The organism is Labilibaculum sp. (assembly GCF_963664555.1).
Classification (GTDB): Bacteria; Bacteroidota; Bacteroidia; order Bacteroidales; family Marinifilaceae; genus Labilibaculum.
Genome location: NZ_OY761461.1, coordinates 2,849,009 through 2,867,652 on the forward strand (window position 1 = coordinate 2,849,009; position 18,644 = coordinate 2,867,652).

Consider the following 18,644-nt stretch of genomic DNA (forward strand, 5'->3'; position numbering starts at 1 on the left):
TCACTGCATAATTCAATTTTATTCGTTTTACTACTGCCTAATGAATTCCATTGAGCAATAATCCGAAACAAAAATGAATTAATTTTGATCTGCAAGAAAAAAGAAGGGAGTGAACCGGAAAGATTAAGGAGTGAATGACAAAAAAACCGGTATGAAGCCTTTATGCCGAATAAAAAAACAAGCTTCCGGGATTAAAACAAAGGCAGTTTTACCCTGAAAAACCCATTTTCAATACCATAAACAGGTTGTTTATCGCCCAAAAAAGCATACAAAGCTTCGAGCGTTTTTAATCCGGTACCCGGACTGTGACTCATATCGGTTCGGGGCTGGTACGGATTTTCAACAATTAAATAGTATTCCTCTGAAACAGATATACGAACAGTCAGCGGTTTTTCACTTGTTATTACATTGTGTTTGATCGCATTTTCCACCAGTGATTGTATGCTGACAGACGGCAGCTTTCGGTTTAATGCTTCGTCTTTAATATCATATTCTAAAAGAAGATTATCCCCAAAGCGGATTTTCTGCAGGAAAAGATACTGCTTAATAAAATCGAGCTCCTGTTTTAAACTGATCAGATTACTGTTGTTACTATCCAGTAAATAACGGTAGACCTTTGACAGACTCAAAATAAACTTTCTGGCCAGTTTTGGCTCTCCCTCTACCAAGGCATAAAGGGAATTTAGAGAATTAAATAAGAAGTGCGGATTGATCTGATTTTTTATATTCTTAAGCTGCGCTTTTACTTTTTCTTCTTCCTCTTCGATGGCCTTGCGCCGAAGTTCAAGGGTTTCACTAATATCAAAACGGAAACTGGAAACACCCACAACTTTCCCTTCTGCGTCGGATATTGCATTAAAAATCTGCTGATAATCGATGCCATGTCTTTGAAATTCCACTAAAAAATGATCTCCTGTTAATGCCCGGTCCAAATACTTTTTCATTTGAATGCGGAAATCACCATAATAAGCATCCAATAAATTACTTCCCAGCTGAATCCCCCCTCCTTCGTTTTTCTCCAGGTTTGATTTATGAACACTATTGAAACTTGTATACCTGTAATTTTTATCTACTGAAAAAATCATGATTTGATCAGTACTCTCCATAATCGAAGACAATTTACTTACCTCATTGCGGTGTTTTCTCTCGGCCCTTTGCCGCTTGCTAAATTCATGAAACCACCTGCGCTGCGAAAAGTAAAGAAGTACCATCAGTGAAAGCGCCAGCACCAAACCAATCAGAAAGGTTGAATTGCGGATTTCCTGAACAGACTCACGGACATTAAAAAGAGGAACACTAACAGTTACCAGCCATTTTTTTTCCAAATTACCAATTTTGATGGGCTGATATACCCTCATCACCTGCACCTGCAAAAAATCGGAATGTACCTCTTCCTGATATTTACTCCCGGAAGCCAGAACTTCATAAATCCGGGCGCCTTCCGCCAATGTGTCCATTCGCTTCCCAATTAGGTTTTCATCGGGATGAGATATACAATAACCTTGTTCTGAAATAATGGTTACATAAGCTCTTCCCAAGGATTCATTCCCATAAAAATGCTGCTGAAAGTGATACAAATCCAAATCTGTTCCTAAAACCCCGATCATCTTTTCGTTCTTAATCACAGGCACCAGCACTGTTGCCAGCAAACGATTATCAGGACTCCAATAGGGAGCCGATATCATCTCTTTTCCCTGAATCATTACCTTTTTGATTAAATCCAGCTGTTTATCCAAAAGTGCACTCTTAGCAATTTCATTTCCCTTTTTCCTAAAATACACTTTCAATTTCCCCGGACCTGAAGCATCATCTTTGTCAACCGGTGAATACCAGCAAGCATTTAATTCATTTCTGATTTTCAATTCAGACTGAAGCGTTTTTACGATTACCTTTTCATCCTGCCCGGTAAAATCAATTGCCTCCGCCAGGGAGTTGGCCATCAAACCTGTGCGCAGAACACTGCCATCCAATTCGTTTTTAACGATTAAGAAACTGTTCTGAGCTTTTGAAACAGCAAAGTCGGTACTCATTTTCCGGGCAGTAACGGCCATCTTCTCACCTATTAAATAAGCGACACCTCCAAAACTCAGAATAATAATTATCCCGACCAGTACAATTGATTTGCTGCGAAACTTCATCCTGTAATAATAAGTGAAGCACAAATGTAGCAGTTCAAAAGTGTAGTATCCAAATCGCAGCAGGAAAAAAAACTGCAATTGGTAAAACCGTACTAATTTCATCTAAATTTTGCCTGCTTCCATATAATTCATCTAAATAACATGTTCCCCAACATATTTTCATCCACAAGCTAAGTAATCCATTACCAGAACTTTTGCATTTGAAATATCGTTTGCACTAAAAATCTCACTATTACCAGGTATTGCATGTAAAAATAGAAAAGAGTTCCTTTGCACCCTGTTAGCAAAAAAGAGTTTTAAGTCTTCTTCTTTTGCTGATCAAAAAGTACAAAATAAGAGAAGCTGTAATACAAAAAATTTAAGCGGACAAACACCAAGGGTCAAGTATTAACTTTGATTTTTTCAAACCATTACAAGACTGATGATTGTTCCATTCAACCATTGAAAAAATCATTATCAGAATGAAGAGAGTTCAATTCAAAGCCGGTGAATGGCAAAAAACGATTAACGTTAGAGATTTCGTTAGCAACAATTTAACTTCTTATACAGGAGATGCTTCCTTTTTAACAGGAGCAACAGAACGCACAAATAAACTTTGGAATATCTGCAAAGAAGCAGTTAAAGAAGAACGTGCCAACAATGGAGTCCGCTCAATCGACACCGAAACGGTATCGGCTATTGCTTCTCACGGAGCTGGATATATCGATAAATCATTGGAGCTGATTGTTGGCCTGCAGGCTGATGAACTTCTTCGCAGAGCCATGAAACCTTATGGTGGTATTGCTGTAGTTGAAAAAGCATGCACCGAACAAGGCCTTGAAGTATCTGATCGTGTAAAGGACATTTTCCGCAATTATGCAAAAACCCACAACGATGGTGTTTTTGATGCTTACACCGACGAAATCCGTAAGTTTCGTTCATTAGGATTCCTTACAGGACTGCCGGACAACTATGCCCGTGGCCGTATTATCGGTGATTACCGTCGTGTAGCGCTATATGGTATTGATCGTTTGATCGAAGCTAAAAAAGAAGATTTGAATGGTTTAACCGGAACCATGACTGATCATTTGATTCGTCTTCGCGAAGAAGTTGCCGAACAAATAAAGGCCCTTGGCGAAATTAAAAAACTGGGTGAAAAATACGGTTTGGAATTGAATCGTCCGGCTGAAACTGCACAGGAAGCTATTCAGTGGGTTTATATGGGATACCTTGCCGCAGTAAAAGAGCAGGATGGTGCTGCAATGTCGCTGGGTAACGTTTCAACTTTTTTGGATGCTTATATTAACAGAGATTTAGAAGCCGGTTTTATCAGCGAAGAATTTGCTCAGGAAATGCTGGATCAGTTTGTTATGAAATTACGAATGGTCCGTCACCTTCGTATGAATGCTTACGATGAGATTTTTGCCGGCGATCCTACCTGGGTAACTGAATCAATCGGTGGAAACACAATTGACGGCAGAACCAAAGTAACCAAGACTTCTTTCCGTTTCTTAAATACACTATATACTCTTGGAGCTTCACCGGAACCAAACATGACCGTTCTTTGGTCTGAAACCTTACCGGAAGGATTCAAGAAATTCTGTGCTCAGGTTTCCATCGACACCTCTTCTATTCAGTACGAGAATGACCAGTTGATGTGTGATACCCGTAAATCGGATGATTATGGTATTGCCTGTTGTGTTTCTTATCAGGAAATTGGAAAACAGATTCAGTTCTTTGGTGCACGTTGTAACCTGGCTAAAACGCTTCTTTTGGCATTGAACGGCGGTCGCTGCGAAAAAACAGGAACTCAGTTGATCAATGGCATTCCTGCCATGAGCAGTGATGAATTGAATTTCGACGAAGTAATGAGCAACTACATGATTGCGATGAAGGAAATGGCCCGTGTTTACAACGATTCAATGAACATCATCCACTACATGCACGATAAGTATTACTACGAGAAAGCCCAAATGGCTCTTGTGGATACCAATCCTGCAATCAACCTGGCCTATGGTATTGCCGGTCTTTCGATTGTTGCCGATTCATTATCTGCCATCAAAAATGCAAAAGTAACTGCTGTTCGTAACGAAGAAGGTTTGACCTGCGATTTCAAAATTGAAGGCGATTTTCCATACTATGGAAATGATAATGATGCAGTAGATTGTTTTGCTGTTGAAATCCCAAATCTATTCAATAGTTTACTGAAAGAACTGCACACCTACAAGAATGCAGAACCAACCATGTCAATCCTTACCATTACCTCGAACGTAGTTTATGGATTGAAAACGGGAGCTACTCCTGATGGAAGAGCAGCAGGTGTGCCTTTTGCTCCAGGTGCCAATCCAATGCACGGACGTGATTCTCATGGTGCGATTGCCTCATTGAATTCTGTAGCTAAAATCAACTACGAAGATTCTTTGGACGGTATTTCGAACACCTTCTCTATTGTTCCTAAATCATTGGGCGCAACAGCAGAAACCCGTCAGGACAATCTGGTTACCATGATGGATGCTTACTTTATGAAAGGAGCTCATCACTTAAACGTAAATGTTCTGGACCGTGCGATGCTGGAAGATGCCATGGAGCATCCTGAAGAATATCCACAGTTAACAATCCGTGTTTCGGGTTATGCTGTAAACTTTGTTCGTTTAACCCGTGAGCAGCAACTGGAGGTGATCTCCCGCAGCTTCTTCGAAAAAATGTAAGATCGTTTAATGATACAATGAGTACCGGAGCTCTCCTTGAGAGTTTCCGGACTCTGTTTTAATGTACTGATGCTTACTATGGCATTTGTTTCCTAACCAAACAAGCAAATCATGTTAAACGTTCACTCTTTTGAATCATTAGGTACTTATGACGGACCCGGAATCCGATTGGTCGTTTTCCTTCAGGGATGCGCCTTTAAGTGTTTGTACTGTGCCAATCCCGACACCATTACTTTCGAAGGAGGAACACCGACTCCACTTGAAGAAATCATGAGAATGGCACGCAGCCAACGTCCGTTCTTTGGAAAAACCGGTGGTGTAACCATTTCAGGCGGAGAACCGCTTTGGCAGGCCAAAGAACTGAAAATTCTTTTCAAACAATTAAAAGAGGAAGGTTTTAACACCTGTATCGACAGCAATGGAAATGTGCTTACCGATGATGTGAAAGAATTGCTGCAGCATACGGACTTGGTCTTGCTTGATATCAAGCACATCAATGCTGACTGGCATCAAAAAATTACAGGTAAACGCAACGATACAACTCTTAAGTTTGCGAAATACCTGCGCGAAAAAGAGGTGAAAATGTGGATGCGCTATGTACTGGTTCCCGGCTACTCCGATCAGCCTGAATATCTGCACGAAATGGGAAAATATTTTCAGGACTACGGGAATATTGAAAAACTGGAAATTCAGCCCTATCATAAATTGGGAGTTCACAAATATGAGCACTTAAATATGGAATACAAACTAAAGGATGTACCGGAAAACACATTGGAACAACTGCAGGCAGCAAAGAATATCTTTCTTCAGTATTTTACTGAAGTCATAATTAATTAGGAATTAGGATTTGAATCCAATTTTTTAATTGCTGATTATTCATTATTAATTGAACAGACATGTCATTTCAAGAAACCAAAGATGTAATTGAGGTGCTCAACCATAAACCAATTGCCAAAACACAGCAGGCATTCCATTCGCCTGCCGAAACAGTTCAGGTTGTAAATCATACAGCAGAAGCAAAGCAAAAAACGCCTGCCAATAAAGTATTTGTTTTGGCAATCCTTGCAGGTGGATACATTGCCATGGGCAGTTTGCTTGCCTTAATTGTGGGAGGTGCCATGCCCGGATTGGCTCAGACCAATCCCGGATTGCAGAAATTCTTTTTTGGTGCGGTTTTCCCTTTGGGTTTAATTCTTTGTGCCGTTGCCGGAGCAGAACTCTTTACCGGAAATACAGCTTACTTTATCCCTTCTGTGCTATCGAAACGCATGTCGTTTAAAGTCCCTTTAAAAAATTGGGGAATTGTTTACATCGGCAACTTCATCGGCTCTTTAATCGTTGCCTACTTTTTGGTGTACCTAACCGGTGCATTGCTAAATTCTCCGTCGGTTGATACGGCAGTAAATATTGCAGTTGCGAAAACGTCCAACCCATTTTACAAAACTTTTCTGAAAGGAATAGCCTGCAACTGGATGGTTGCATTGGCCATGTGGCTGGCATATGCGGCCAAAGATATCACCGGTAAAATACTCGGCATCTGGTTTCCGGTTATGGCTTTTGTGGCAATGGGTTTTGAACACTGTGTAGCCAATATGTTTTTTATTCCTGTTGCTATTTTTCATGGTGCAGACATTACCTGGATGGATTTTATTGTGAAAAACCTGATACCTGCAACCCTCGGAAATATTGTTGGCGGCGGATTGTTTGTTGGCACTGCCTATTGGTATGCTTACGATGAGAAATAATTGGGAATTAGGAATTAGGAATTAGGAATTAGGAATTAGGAATTAGGAATTAGGAATTAGGAATTAGGAATTAGGAATTAGGACAAAATTAATTTTTTAGGCGCAGAGCACCGCAGTATTTGTAGAAAATTAAATATAATATTGAGATAAGGTACAGCGTACCGTAACCTTTATCCAATCAGAATAAAAGATAAGATGTTCAAACCCATGAACATCCTATTCTATTTTTAAGACTTTTCAATACCCTTCATTTGCAAGTTCTATGTCATCCCGAAGTATCGAGGGATCTGTTTACTGAAAAGATCCTTCACTTTGTTCAGGATTACAGCTGATTAGTAATTAAATACCATATTGAGAAAAAGAGGATGTTCAAACCAATGAACATCCTCTTTTATTTTATAGACTTTCAGCCTTTCGACTGTTGGACTGTTGGACTATTTGACTTTTCAAGACCCTTCAAGACTTTTGACCATTCGACCATTTGACTCTTCAAGACTCTTCAAGACCCTTCCAGACTCTTCAAGACCCTTCTTTCTTACTTATTCTTCACCGAAATTAAAGCAGCCATTTCTTTGGCCTGATCTACGCAGGTAAAAACATCTGTACCGATAGAATTGTATGCCAATGTCACTCCCATGCGGCGGTATTCGCGGCTGGTTGGCTTGCCAAACAAACGAAAATCTGATTTCGGATAAACTGCCGCTTTCTCCAATCCTTCAAAATAAGGATGAGATCCTTCCATACCGGCCAAAATAACGGCACTCGCTCCCACTCTTTCCAAGCTGATTTCCGGAATAGGCAAACCCAGTACGGCACGGCAGTGCAGTTCGAATTCACTGAAATTTTGTGTGCCTGCCAGTGTTACCATTCCTGTATCGTGCGGACGGGGCGATAATTCGGAAAAAACAACTCCATCTTCGCAAATAAAGAACTCAACTCCCCAAAGACCAGCTCCTCCCAGTTCCCTGGTTACTTTCCCGGCCATATCCTGAGCCGCTTTTACATCTGCATCAGAAATTACTGCCGGCTGCCAGCTTTGCTGATAATCGCCACGTTCCTGAACATGACCTATCGGCGGGCAAAATAAGGTTGGTCCATTCTTTTGTGTTACTGTCAGCAAGGTAATCTCCGAAGTAAATTTCACAAAAGCTTCCACAATTACATCACCTGAATCACCACGGCCTTTAGAGCCGGCAATGTTCCAGGCCTTTTCAATATCAGCTTCACATTTGATTACCGACTGCCCTTTTCCCGACGACGACATCAGTGGTTTCACCACGCAGGGCATTCCCACCTCTTCCACCACAGCATACATCTCCTCCAACGAGCCTGCATACAAATATTTGGCAGTTCTGATCCCCAGGTCCTTTGCCGCCAGATCGCGGATTGCCCTTCGGTCCATGGTAAAATTGGCTGCTTTTGCACTCGGCACCACCTGAATGCCTTGTTTCTCGTACGCGTAAAACCGTTCGGTACGAATCGCTTCAATCTCCGGCACAATCAAATCCGGCTGATGCCTGGCCACCACTGCATCAAGGGCATCGCCATCCAACATATTAATCACTTCGGATGCATCTGCAACCTGCATGGCCGGAGCTCCCGAGTAACTATCAACTGCAACTACATTTTGTCCCAGACGTTGTGCGGCAATCACAAATTCCTTTCCCAGCTCTCCCGAGCCCAACAGTAAAATTTTTTTCAACATAAAATCACTTCCGGTTTATAAATGGATTATTAATGGTTGTAAAGTATTTAATACTGATTTGTATTAAAATAGCATCAGAGCCGTAAAATTACATTCTATTTTTCTAAAACCGGATACAACAGATCGATTTTTCAATCTTCAGAGGCATTTTAATGCCGGCAGGTACAAGTTAAATTGCAGAAAAATGACTACATTCGAATTGGTAAACAAAACAGTATCAAAAATTAATGTTTAAATGCATCAAACAAAAAAATAAATAAATTTCTTATTTCATCCCCAAATAAACAAAACTTTATGAGCAAAGAGCACAGTACCCTTACAGAGTTTTTCAACTTTCTTGCTGCAAAACCAAATCACCTGCAGCAAGATGCCGAAGAAGTTATACAGGATTATTACAATTTTAGAGCCGAACGGATTGCAAAGGAAAAAGAAGAAAAAAGAATAAAACAATTAAAGAAATTGGAATTAATTGTACAAAAAAGAGAGGCACAACAAGCAAAAAACCTAAAGCCTAAAATGCAGCGGATCTCTTTACCTAAAAAACCCACTGAACAAAAAACAATAAATAAAAAGTCGAAAATAAATACCATGTCCGAGATGCGGAAATTGATTGACCGCATTCGAAATTAAGATCCGGACAAACTCTCTTACTGCTTATTTTCTCCATAAAAAAAGGTGTTCAAAAAGTAAAATTTCATTTTAATATGAAACAATTACTTTTTGAACACCCTCTTTCTTTACTTCAGAAATAATCTATACAGCAACAATTTCCTCTCTCATGCTAAAAAGAACAAAGAGTACTTCTTCCTTTTCGCGCTGACCGGTATTACTCATATCCATAGCTTTCATCACGTCGGCCATAACCTCAACAAACTCCTTTTCGCTGACATTCATTCCCTTGTGTGTTGTCCGCATATCGGCACCTTTGTACAAATCCGGACCACCCGTGCCTGCCATCAAAAAAGTTGCAGCCCCGTTTTTCATCGCTTTCACATCTGCTTTCGCATTTTTAAACCTGACAGAAATTGCCGGATTAAGCAAATGCAAATCAACAACATCATTGGCAATTTTGGCAATTCCCTCTTTTCCGCCTAACCGTTCGTAAAGTGTTCCGCTCATCTTCTTTCCTCCTTTTATAGTAAATAAACAAGAAGTTAAGCTTTCCACCCGCCAAAGTCAATACAAGGATCTTATTTATAATACCAGATCCGCTCACGAATTGCAGCCTGCAGACACAAGGAAAAGCATACTGAATCAATTTGGCTTTTAAAATGGTTCCGGAAACAATTGCGTCCTAAACGTTTTTTGAGAATAAGTATTAATTACTTCTTTTATAAAAACTTACAGCTCGTAATAATCTTAAGGGGTACAATTTAAGTTAGGTATTTGATTGGCATCTTTTTTAAAGAGCTTTCGTTTTAGTTCAAACCTTTAGTAAGACCGGGAAGCTGAGAACTTGTTCGAAGATCGCCCGTACGCACTTAGGTTTGAATTAAATAAGGAAGTTTTTTAAAAAAGATGCCTTGAATTTCTTTGCTTCGTTTCTTGTTTCAAGACAAGAAATGATGTCGGGTTTGGGCGGAAAGCCCAATTGTTAAAATTAATTAGGACAATATTGTTCCGGAAACTATTTGTCATGCTTACTCTATTGGATTAAGAACCACCCGAATGATCTCCGATTGCTTGCCCACCTTTTTACCCGCGTACATATAGTAGGCATAGTATTCCCTAACCTCGGTAAGTTTTGGATTCACCCGCGGACGGGTATCTTCAAAATCCGATCCTTTTACACTGGTCTGAAAATCGTAATTCCCATCGTTTATTTTGCCGTACAGCATAATGCCATCCATAGGGGATTTAGTAAAACTAAGGTGAGCAATACCCCCCACTTCTTTTCCTTTCAGATCCGGTTTCTTGTTGGTGGTCGACTCTACCTTGTTTTCGTTCACCAAACCCAATTCCAGTTTTAATTCAGGAGTAATGCCTGATGTTAGGTCAATGATTTTTTTGTACTCCCGCAATGATTTTTCAACAGAACTATGGCCTGCAGCATAAATAGTCCGGGAATCACGGGCTACTTTCTGATCTGCATTTTTCTGGTCGCAGCGGGTTTTATCCGCCTGAAGCTCTTGTATAATAGAATCAGTTGGTTCTTTGGGCAAAAGTCCATCGGTAACCAATTGTGGCGCCTTATCCAAAAAATTGTCTCTCTTTCGGGCAAAACCAGTCTCATTGTATTCTATAAAATCTTTTTTTATGACTATCTGTGCCATCTTATTAATTTTTATTGATTAAACATATTCTTCAGGACCCTGTATTAAAGCTAGGAAAGATTATTTTATAAAAATGCTTTTTTTTTGATATTTTTTTTCTCAACGGACTTAACATCGCAAAAATACTGGGGCTGCAGGATCAAATTTTATTGTTCTGATAAAGCGACAATTAGTGATTTTTGAGCGTTTTTCTATATATCAAAATGTCAGAGAATATATGGTTAAGTTTAAAAAAACCTAAACAGGGCGACATACAAAAAATCATTGTTCCCAATCCTATTCATTACAGACTGATAGACAGATCATTATTCCAATTCCTGGCGAAATTGTGAAAAAATGACGTTTCGCCACTTTTAATTTGTTTTGTAAAACAACTTGTAAACAATATTTAATTTAAAATACCCGTTTTCAAAAGCAATCAGAAGTATTTATTCATTTTATAAAAATAATGCCTGTAAGTGTTTTTACGGACAAATTGTGCCATCCAGCAATTTTTCTGAGACGTGTTGGAATTTTCCTGAGACCTGTTGGAATTTTTCCGGGGCATTTTTCAAGTTGATTTGGGTCTTTTTGGTGTTTCAAATGAGCAAAATACTGTCTGTTTTGGTCTCGGAAAAATCGCAACACGCATTTTGAAAATCCCAATATGCATTTTGGAAATTGTAAAATGCCATTTGAAAGTTTTCTGAGAGCCAGATTAAAACGCAAAAGCTGGTTTCTGAGTGGTATTTGATATTTTCTTCTGCTAAAAGTATTGATTGAAACCAATCATTCACTTTAAGAAATTGGCTCGCTGTTTTTTCCCCCCCTACTCTCAGCAAATAAAATAAGTGTAAGCCTATTATTTTTTATGATTTCCTGTTACAATTAAAATAAGATGGCTACATTCGGTTTCTAGTAACGATAAATAATTACAAACTTGTGTTGCTGTTTGGAGGAGTAAGTGCAGATGCAAACGAAATAAAGCCAAGGACTTTATTTAGAAGTAGCGTGCAAGTGAAAAAGACCGAAATAAACATTGAAACCAGGTTATATAATTTGAAAAAACGAATTGAAAATATTAGCTCATTGTTTATTGCTTGGTACATGAAAAAAAATAGTTTTTGCCCGCCCGCTTCTGCCCTTCGGGACAGTTGGGGAAGCCTGCGCACATTGCACACATTGGCAAGCCACACGGGCCGATGCTCAAACCAAAGAGTACAATTTTACCGACGCAATACACCAATATACTGATAGATTATATCTTAAAAAATGAGATGTTAAATCAAAATGATTATTTTAGCTGACTGAAAAATGTATTTCAAAAATGAATAGAATAAAAGAAGTACTTGAGGAGAAAGGTATAAAGCAGACTTGGTTAGCTGACAAGTTGGGTAAAAGTTATAACATGGTAAATGCATACGTGCAAAACCGACAACAACCCCGACTTGAAATTTTTACCGAAATTGCTAAAATTTTGGATGTCGATATAAAAGACTTAATTGTCTCAACTAAAAAATAATAATGGAAGATAAAATAGATATTAAATTTATTGATTTATTTGCAGGACTTGGAGGAATAAGGCTTGGAATGCAGCAGGCTGCTAGTGAGTTAGGTCTTACAACTAAATGTGTTTTTACTTCCGAAATTAAGGAAAGTGCTATTAAAGCTCTAAATATTAATTTTCCGAATGAAAACATAACCCCTAAAGACATAACAAAGGTTGATGCCAAAGAAATACCATCATTTAATATTTTACTAGGAGGCTTTCCTTGTCAAGCTTTTAGTTATGCTGGCAAGCAAAGGGGATTTACAGATACTAGAGGAACTCTTTTCTTTGAAATAGAACGCATATTAGCATTCCATTTTAAAAATGTTGATGGTTTTATTCTTGAGAACGTAGAAGGTTTAATTGTACATGATAAAGAAAAACGTACTGATAAAATTGGTAGAACACTAACAGTAATTTTTAATATTCTAGAAAATAAGCTAGGTTTCAATGTTGAATATGCTATGCTAGATTCGTCTGATTTTGGAGTTGCACAAACTCGTAAACGAGTATTTATAGTTGGGTGTAAAAAGAAATATGGTAAAATCGATATGAATTTTATTCCTAAACCAAAATCAGTTGTTAAAGACCATTTAATTTATAACCAGTCAACTCTAAACAATGAATTTACACAAAAGCTGTTAAGCCATTATAAGCCGAAAGATTTGAATGGTAAATTCTTGAAGGATAAAAGAGGTGGGAAGCTGAATATACATAGTTGGGATTTTGAATATAAAGGTTCAGTATCGTCTAATCAAAAAGAGCTTTTAGATTTACTTTTCAAACAACGTAGACGAAAGGCTTGGGCAAAAGAGATTGGAATTGATTGGATGGATGGAATGCCACTTACAAAAGAACAAATAGAAACCTTCTTTCCTCATACAGACTTACAATCTATACTCGATGACCTTGTTGCAAAGAAATACCTCGTTCTAGAACATCCAAAAAGGAAAGTAATTACTGAGGTGGATGGAAACTCTTATTCTGAAAGAATCGCAGATGTAACATTACCCAAGGGTTACAATATAGTTACAGGAAAGTTATCATTCCCTATTAGCCATATATTAGATTCTGATAGCAAGGCACCAACAATGGTGGCTATGGATATGAACGCGATTGGTGTTATTGATGGTGAAGGGTTGAGACATCTGTCCCTTCAAGAAGGCTTAGGTTTATTTGGATATCCAGAATCGTACACTCTTGAAGAATTTCAGAATAACAATAAATCAATAAGGTTTGGATATGATTTATTAGGTAATTCTGTGTGCGTACCAGTTGTAAAAGATGTTGCATTAAGACTACTAACAAAAATTTTCAAATAATCATATGGAAAAGTTAGCATATAAAGAGGCTCTTAAAACAACTACAATGTTTTTATGTGACAGTAAAATTGAAGCCTATTATGAAAATTACCTTAATTCAGAGATAAAAATTTTAAAGGAAACCCTTTCAGATATAGGTACTCAGCATGGGCTTAAATCATTTATAAAGAGTGATAATGATTCAATTGATAAAATAATTACTCTCTTAGGAATAAGTGTCGAAAAGTTTAAAAGAGTAGTTTCATGGATTAGATTAACAAAAGGTTATACTTTTGAATCAGAGTGGTCAACTAAGAAATTACGTTCTGAATTAGTTTCTAAACCGAGTTTGATGGAAGAATATTGTGAGCTTTTTTCTTCTGGCTATGTTAGTTCAAAATTCTCTGCAATAATTCCGAAATTTATTTTACATGATTTTCGAATTGATAACAATACTATTGAAAGGCTAAAAAATGATGATTATATCAGAAGTCTAGTTAAAGATAAAATTACTACGGCATATAATCTACGATATCATGATTTATATGTGAATAAACTTAATGTAAAAATTAGACAAATTGCAGATGAATATGGGCTAAACTATAGTTGCATAGATATACCGAACTTCACTAACAAACAGCTAAATACAATTTCATTAAATAACAAACATATAATAGTAAACTCAAGTTTTTATCTTACAACAAGCTCGAAACAAACTGAATATTACAAAAAAATAATTCAACCTATAGTTCAAGATTCTCAAGCCTATCCTAATACCAGGGTTTTAAACATTCTGGATGGTGCCGGTTGGATTGCTCGTAATTCTGATTTTCAAAAGATTTATAGAGATTGTGACTACTTTTTAAATCTAAAAACAATAGGTAAACTAAACAGTATAATAAGAGAATTCTTTAATCTAGACTAATATGAACTCACAAGAAAGAAAAATTAAAATAAAAGAGATAAAAGGAGGTACTCCTGTAGCTACAGGTACAAAACTTATATATCAAGGAGAAATTCGAGAATTTGATGTTTATAAAATTCCAATTGATTTTCTTGCTTACAATGTTGAAAATGGTCGCATTAGCAGTTTGGTTAAATCTTATAAAAGAGAACACGGAGGTTTAAATGTTGATAATGAAAATGATTCCAACAAAATTGCTCAATTTTTATATAATTCAAATGAACAACGTAACAAGAAAACAATTGAAGATTTAGCAAAAAATGGGCAGTTAGAGCCTGGGATTATTACAATGGATGGTATTATTGTTGATGGTAATCGAAGGGCTTCATTACTCAGAGAAATATCAAAAAATCCAAAATATGACCAGAATACTAAAGATAAATGCTCTTATTTTTTGGCCAGGATTCTTCCAGAAGATGCTGATGAAAGGGAAATTCTAAGGTTAGAAACATCCTTTCAGATGGGGGCAGATAGCAAAGTAGACTATAATCCAATTGAAAAATATCTTCATGCTCGTGACATGAAAGAAAAACGGTTCGCATTAGAGCAAATTGCAGAATACATGGGTTTTAGCTCTGTTAAAGAAGTTAGTATTAACCTAGAGGTAATGGAGTTGATAGATGAATACTTAAGCACATATGGTTACGATGGGTTATATACACGTTTACCTAGAGGCTGTGAAGATGATTTCTTGAAGCTAAATTCTGCAATAAAAAAGGTGCAAAGTGGTAAAATCAAATGGCTTCCAGAAAATTTACTCGATGAAGTAGAAATCGATTTAAGAAATATTAGCTTTGATTTTATTCGACTTGAAGAGAAAGGTGATTTTGATTTTAGAGCAATTGCTTCCACTGCTAATAACAACTTTCTGAATGATGAAAAAACATGGCTTAATTTTTCAAAAAGTTATAATGAACTAATTCAAAATTATGAAGAAGAGGATATTGATTCTGTAATTAAAAAAGCTGGAAGTGAACAGGATATTTCAAGGTTACTTAATCAGCGTGATAATAAGTGGAAACAGGAAATGGGTGAAGGTCTAATGGAGACCTTTAGTGATAGTAAGAATACTATTGACAACAAAAAAGCCAAAGATAAACCTGAAGCGTTGCTTAAAAAGGCGGCAAATGCTCTTTCTGAGATAGACTTAAATACAATAGGAAAAGCTCCCAACAAGTTGGCTTTAATAGAAAAATTAAATTTTCTAAAGAAGCTTACTGAGGAAATTAATAAAGTATTAAACTAGTTATCATGCAACTAAATATATCTGTAAATGATAAATCTAAATATTTGGTAACAGGAGCTGTTTCTGAACTCCTCCGCAATAGGCGGTCTAAAATGCTTTTGCGCACCAAGCTTTCATATGAAGTTAAAGATGATAGTATTATTATAAATTCTACGGACTCAATAGAGCGAGTTGCGGAGTTATTAAGTCTTGCTGCAAAGTATATTGATGCAGATGTAAATTATGACACTCAAATTAACTCAGACATTAAACTTTTTCGAGAAAAAGAGCAGCTGTTTGAAGAATTTAGTAATAAAGCGAATGATATAAAAGCCAACAATTGTATTAAAGAGGATTTTGAAATTTTCACAACCATTTTAACCCAAAATATGACTGAACGAAGGTTGTATCCTCTTCAGTTATTATCAGCATATCATTTAGCATTTTCTCAAAGTGGTTGTAATTTTTCTGTACCAGGTGCAGGCAAAACAAGTATTGTTTATGGTGCTTATACCTATTTAAGTAATTTATCATCAGATAATTCAAAGCATGTTGACAAAATTGTTATTATAGGCCCTCTTAGTGCCTTTGGCCCTTGGGAACTTGAATTTGAAGAATGTTTTGGTAGGAAAGCAAATTGCAAACGGATAAATGGGTCTCTTTCAGCTGAAGATAAGAAACAATACTTCTATGGAGAAACTTCAGAACTTATATTGATAAGCTATGCTTCAGTAGTATCAATAAAAGAGTCAATACAATATTTTCTATCAAATCACAAAGTAATGGTTGTATTAGATGAAGCTCATAAAATCAAAAATACAAGTGGAGGAGTTATATCAACATCAATTTTAGAACTTGCTAATTTTTGTTCATCTAGAGTTATTCTTACAGGTACACCTGTCCCTAATGGCTACGAAGATTTATATAATCTCTTCAATTTTATCTGGCCTAAAAGGAATGTAACAAAATACAATGTTGGGCAACTACGTGATATGAGTAATTCTATGGATGACAGTAGAGTTAATCACTTGATGAACAATATTGACCCTTACTACATTAGAATCAAAAAACAAGACTTAAATATACCAAAGCCTATAGAAAATGCACCTATTTTAATACCAATGAGTGAATCTCAACAAAGAGTGTATGATTTTATTGAACAGCGCTTTGTTGATGAAGTGAATAATACTAATGCAAGCTTGCACTCATCTTTAGTTAAAGCAAAACTGATAAGGTTGCAACAAGTTGCATCAAATCCAGCTTTGCTTAGGGAATCATTGAATAGGTTTGCCGAAGAAAATGGTGATGATTTTACTACTATAGAGAAGGAAGATTCTTTGATAATGCAGGATGTCATGAGATACTACTCTGATGAAACTCCCGCCAAGTTTATAAAGTGTGCTGATATAATTAATCAAATAATTAAAGAAAATGGTAAAGTTGTTATTTGGGCAATATTCATAAAAACAATTGAATTATTAAAGAGTTATCTTAATTCAATTGGGATAGAAAGTCGCACTTTATATGGAGTAACTCCCGTTGCAACAGATGGGATGACTCCAGAGGATGAAAATTACGAATTTACTAGAGAAGCAATTATAAGTGAGTTTCATAACCCAATGTGTAGTTATAATGTTATTATTGCTAATCCTTTTGCAGTTGCCGAATCAATATCCTTACATAAAGTTTGTCATAATGCTATCTATATAGAACGCTCTTTCAATTGTGCTCACTTTATTCAATCCAAAGATAGAATTCATAGATATGGTTTACCTGAAGATGCAATAACAAACTATTATTACTTGCTTTCAAAAAACACTGTTGATGAAGTAATTGATATTCGTTTAAAAATAAAAGAAGAAAGAATGCTTGCACTTATTGAATCATCACCAATTCCATTATTTGATAATATTGGTGATGAAGGTAATGAAGATATTAAAGCAATAATATTAGACTATGTTAAACGAAAAAATAGAAGCTTGTAGTGAGATAGCTGATTTAGACGGTCTATATTTTGTTTGGAGTAATTTGTTGCAGGGCGTTACTTCTATTCACTCTTTAACAGAGTTAAGACTCCATTACAAAGGTAAATTAAACCTAAATGTTGACTATGCGATTTTACTATTTGAGCAATTAGAATTAGTTAAATTTAATGGTGACGGGATTTTTTTGCGCAATATTAGCAAGGATAATTCTATAGATGTTAATAGCTACCATGCTTGGTTTTCTAGAATACTCTTAGATTTTATAATTGAAGAAGATATAGTTTCACTAGACGATATTAAATACGAAGCTGAAATTGATAAATATGTTTTACCTCGTCATAATATAAGTTATAAATATGCTTGCTACAGGAATTTATTAATAGCACTTGAAATTTTAGAGAAGTGTACAGGTGGTAATTACTACATTAATGAACTGCTATCTGATTTATTAGCGAAGCAAAATTCACGAAAGCTAAAGTTTACGGCAGAATCGTTATTGAAAAAGCTTGAAGAGCAGCGGATACAAGGTGAAAAAGGTGAGTTATTTGTTCTTAACTATGAGAAAAGAAGACTCAACACAAAGAAAGATATATCAAAAATAAAACGAATATCGATTTTAGATGTAACAGCGGGTTATGATATTGTTTCATTTAATGATATAAATTCAAATACAATTGACCGTTTTATTGAAGTGAAATCATATAATGGAAAGCCTCATTTTTATTGGTCAGCAAATGAAATTCAAGTTGCAAAAATAAAGTCTAAAAATTACTGTCTCTATTTAATTGATATAAACAAAATTTCTGATTGTGGTTATACTCCTATGATAATATGTGACCCAGTTTCATATTTTGATAATAATCAAGAATGGATTTCTAAGCCCCAATCATACTTGTTTAAAAAAATTATCTGATTTAAATATGCCGGCTCTTCGCACCCATACCCCCGCTCCCGCACGATCAATGTCATTAAGTTAAGGGTGTAAGTGCTTGAAATACAGCACAAATGACAAGGATGTGTGCTATTTTTTTGCTATATTTATATAGTATTCAGAGAGTTATTATGATGAAAAAAAACAACTAGATTTATTGTA

General features: G+C 36.3%; 14 protein-coding genes. 10 read left to right on the plus strand and 4 right to left on the minus strand.

Going from position 1 to position 18,644, the window contains the following annotated elements:
• Window positions 1-191: 191 nt before the first annotated feature.
• Entirely contained in the window at window positions 192-2,138 is a 1,947-nt protein-coding gene (locus ACKU4N_RS11385; protein WP_321316443.1) for a histidine kinase, read from the minus strand.
• Window positions 2,139-2,599: 461 nt separating this feature from the next.
• Between ACKU4N_RS11385 and pflB the strand changes: the two genes are divergently transcribed.
• The 3 genes from pflB (at window position 2,600) to ACKU4N_RS11400 (ending at window position 6,570) form a co-directional block, all read left to right on the plus strand.
• Window positions 2,600-4,825 carry a formate C-acetyltransferase gene (gene pflB / locus ACKU4N_RS11390; RefSeq protein ID WP_321316444.1) on the plus strand — a complete coding sequence of 742 codons (2,226 nt, stop codon included), beginning with the start codon at window positions 2,600-2,602 and terminating at the stop codon, window positions 4,823-4,825.
• A gap of 111 nt (window positions 4,826-4,936) precedes the next feature.
• Window positions 4,937-5,662: a pyruvate formate-lyase-activating protein gene (gene pflA, locus ACKU4N_RS11395; RefSeq protein WP_321316445.1), complete on the plus strand. Its 726-nt coding sequence runs from the start codon at window positions 4,937-4,939 to the stop codon at window positions 5,660-5,662.
• A 59-nt stretch (window positions 5,663-5,721) separates the two neighbouring features.
• Entirely contained in the window at window positions 5,722-6,570 is an 849-nt protein-coding gene (locus tag ACKU4N_RS11400) for a formate/nitrite transporter family protein (protein ID WP_321316446.1), read from the plus strand.
• Between the two features lie 535 nt (window positions 6,571-7,105).
• On the opposite strand, the gene purT is transcribed toward ACKU4N_RS11400, so the two are convergent.
• The gene (gene purT, locus ACKU4N_RS11405; RefSeq protein WP_321316447.1) at window positions 7,106-8,275 is read right to left on the minus strand and encodes a formate-dependent phosphoribosylglycinamide formyltransferase; all 1,170 of its coding nucleotides are present in this window, start codon (window positions 8,273-8,275) and stop codon (window positions 7,106-7,108) included.
• A 294-nt stretch (window positions 8,276-8,569) separates the two neighbouring features.
• Between purT and ACKU4N_RS11410 the strand changes: the two genes are divergently transcribed.
• Entirely contained in the window at window positions 8,570-8,905 is a 336-nt protein-coding gene (locus tag ACKU4N_RS11410; protein ID WP_321316448.1) for a hypothetical protein, read from the plus strand.
• Between the two features lie 123 nt (window positions 8,906-9,028).
• On the opposite strand, the gene ACKU4N_RS11415 is transcribed toward ACKU4N_RS11410, so the two are convergent.
• Together ACKU4N_RS11415 and ACKU4N_RS11420 are read right to left on the minus strand one after the other, a co-directional pair.
• Entirely contained in the window at window positions 9,029-9,394 is a 366-nt protein-coding gene (locus ACKU4N_RS11415; protein ID WP_321316449.1) for a group I truncated hemoglobin, read from the minus strand.
• 521 nt (window positions 9,395-9,915) lie between these two features.
• Window positions 9,916-10,548 carry a hypothetical protein gene (locus tag ACKU4N_RS11420; RefSeq protein ID WP_321316450.1) on the minus strand — a complete coding sequence of 211 codons (633 nt, stop codon included), beginning with the start codon at window positions 10,546-10,548 and terminating at the stop codon, window positions 9,916-9,918.
• 1,306 nt (window positions 10,549-11,854) lie between these two features.
• On the opposite strand from ACKU4N_RS11420, the gene ACKU4N_RS11425 reads away from it, so the two are divergent.
• From ACKU4N_RS11425 to ACKU4N_RS11450, 6 genes are read left to right on the plus strand one after another with little or no spacing between them, the layout of a single operon-like run.
• A complete protein-coding gene (locus ACKU4N_RS11425; protein WP_321316451.1) occupies window positions 11,855-12,049 on the plus strand; it encodes a helix-turn-helix transcriptional regulator in 195 nt (64 codons plus the stop codon).
• Window positions 12,050-12,051: 2 nt separating this feature from the next.
• Window positions 12,052-13,398 (plus strand): DNA (cytosine-5-)-methyltransferase, encoded by a 1,347-nt coding sequence (dcm, locus tag ACKU4N_RS11430; protein ID WP_321316452.1) that lies wholly within the window; start codon window positions 12,052-12,054, stop codon window positions 13,396-13,398.
• 4 nt (window positions 13,399-13,402) lie between these two features.
• Window positions 13,403-14,302, plus strand: a complete 900-nt coding sequence (locus ACKU4N_RS11435) for a DpnII family type II restriction endonuclease (RefSeq protein ID WP_321316453.1) — start codon at window positions 13,403-13,405, stop codon at window positions 14,300-14,302.
• A 1-nt stretch (window position 14,303) separates the two neighbouring features.
• Window positions 14,304-15,587, plus strand: coding sequence for a ParB N-terminal domain-containing protein (locus ACKU4N_RS11440; RefSeq protein WP_321316454.1), 1,284 nt, complete (start codon window positions 14,304-14,306; stop codon window positions 15,585-15,587).
• Between the two features lie 5 nt (window positions 15,588-15,592).
• Complete coding sequence (locus ACKU4N_RS11445; RefSeq protein ID WP_321316455.1) at window positions 15,593-17,551, plus strand: DEAD/DEAH box helicase; 1,959 nt, start codon at window positions 15,593-15,595, stop codon at window positions 17,549-17,551.
• Window positions 17,523-18,464, plus strand: a complete 942-nt coding sequence (locus ACKU4N_RS11450) for a protein NO VEIN domain-containing protein (protein ID WP_321316456.1) — start codon at window positions 17,523-17,525, stop codon at window positions 18,462-18,464. The genes ACKU4N_RS11445 and ACKU4N_RS11450 overlap by 29 nt, the downstream gene beginning before the upstream one ends.
• Window positions 18,465-18,644: the final 180 nt, after the last annotated feature.

Bases quoted from the DNA above. Each gene is read 5' to 3' on its own strand.
- ACKU4N_RS11410 (WP_321316448.1), top strand. From the start codon at position 8,570: ATGAGCAAAGAGCACAGTACCCTTACAGAGTTTTTCAACTTTCTTGCT.
- ACKU4N_RS11450 (WP_321316456.1), top strand. From the start codon at position 17,523: ATGTTAAACGAAAAAATAGAAGCTTGTAGTGAGATAGCTGATTTAGAC.
- ACKU4N_RS11425 (WP_321316451.1), top strand. From the start codon at position 11,855: ATGAATAGAATAAAAGAAGTACTTGAGGAGAAAGGTATAAAGCAGACT.
- ACKU4N_RS11445 (WP_321316455.1), top strand. From the start codon at position 15,593: ATGCAACTAAATATATCTGTAAATGATAAATCTAAATATTTGGTAACA.
- ACKU4N_RS11435 (WP_321316453.1), top strand. From the start codon at position 13,403: ATGGAAAAGTTAGCATATAAAGAGGCTCTTAAAACAACTACAATGTTT.
- dcm (WP_321316452.1), top strand. From the start codon at position 12,052: ATGGAAGATAAAATAGATATTAAATTTATTGATTTATTTGCAGGACTT.
- ACKU4N_RS11415 (WP_321316449.1), bottom strand. From the start codon at position 9,394: ATGAGCGGAACACTTTACGAACGGTTAGGCGGAAAAGAGGGAATTGCC.
- purT (WP_321316447.1), bottom strand. From the start codon at position 8,275: ATGTTGAAAAAAATTTTACTGTTGGGCTCGGGAGAGCTGGGAAAGGAA.
- ACKU4N_RS11440 (WP_321316454.1), top strand. From the start codon at position 14,304: ATGAACTCACAAGAAAGAAAAATTAAAATAAAAGAGATAAAAGGAGGT.
- pflB (WP_321316444.1), top strand. From the start codon at position 2,600: ATGAAGAGAGTTCAATTCAAAGCCGGTGAATGGCAAAAAACGATTAAC.
- ACKU4N_RS11385 (WP_321316443.1), bottom strand. From the start codon at position 2,138: ATGAAGTTTCGCAGCAAATCAATTGTACTGGTCGGGATAATTATTATT.
- ACKU4N_RS11420 (WP_321316450.1), bottom strand. From the start codon at position 10,548: ATGGCACAGATAGTCATAAAAAAAGATTTTATAGAATACAATGAGACT.
- ACKU4N_RS11400 (WP_321316446.1), top strand. From the start codon at position 5,722: ATGTCATTTCAAGAAACCAAAGATGTAATTGAGGTGCTCAACCATAAA.
- pflA (WP_321316445.1), top strand. From the start codon at position 4,937: ATGTTAAACGTTCACTCTTTTGAATCATTAGGTACTTATGACGGACCC.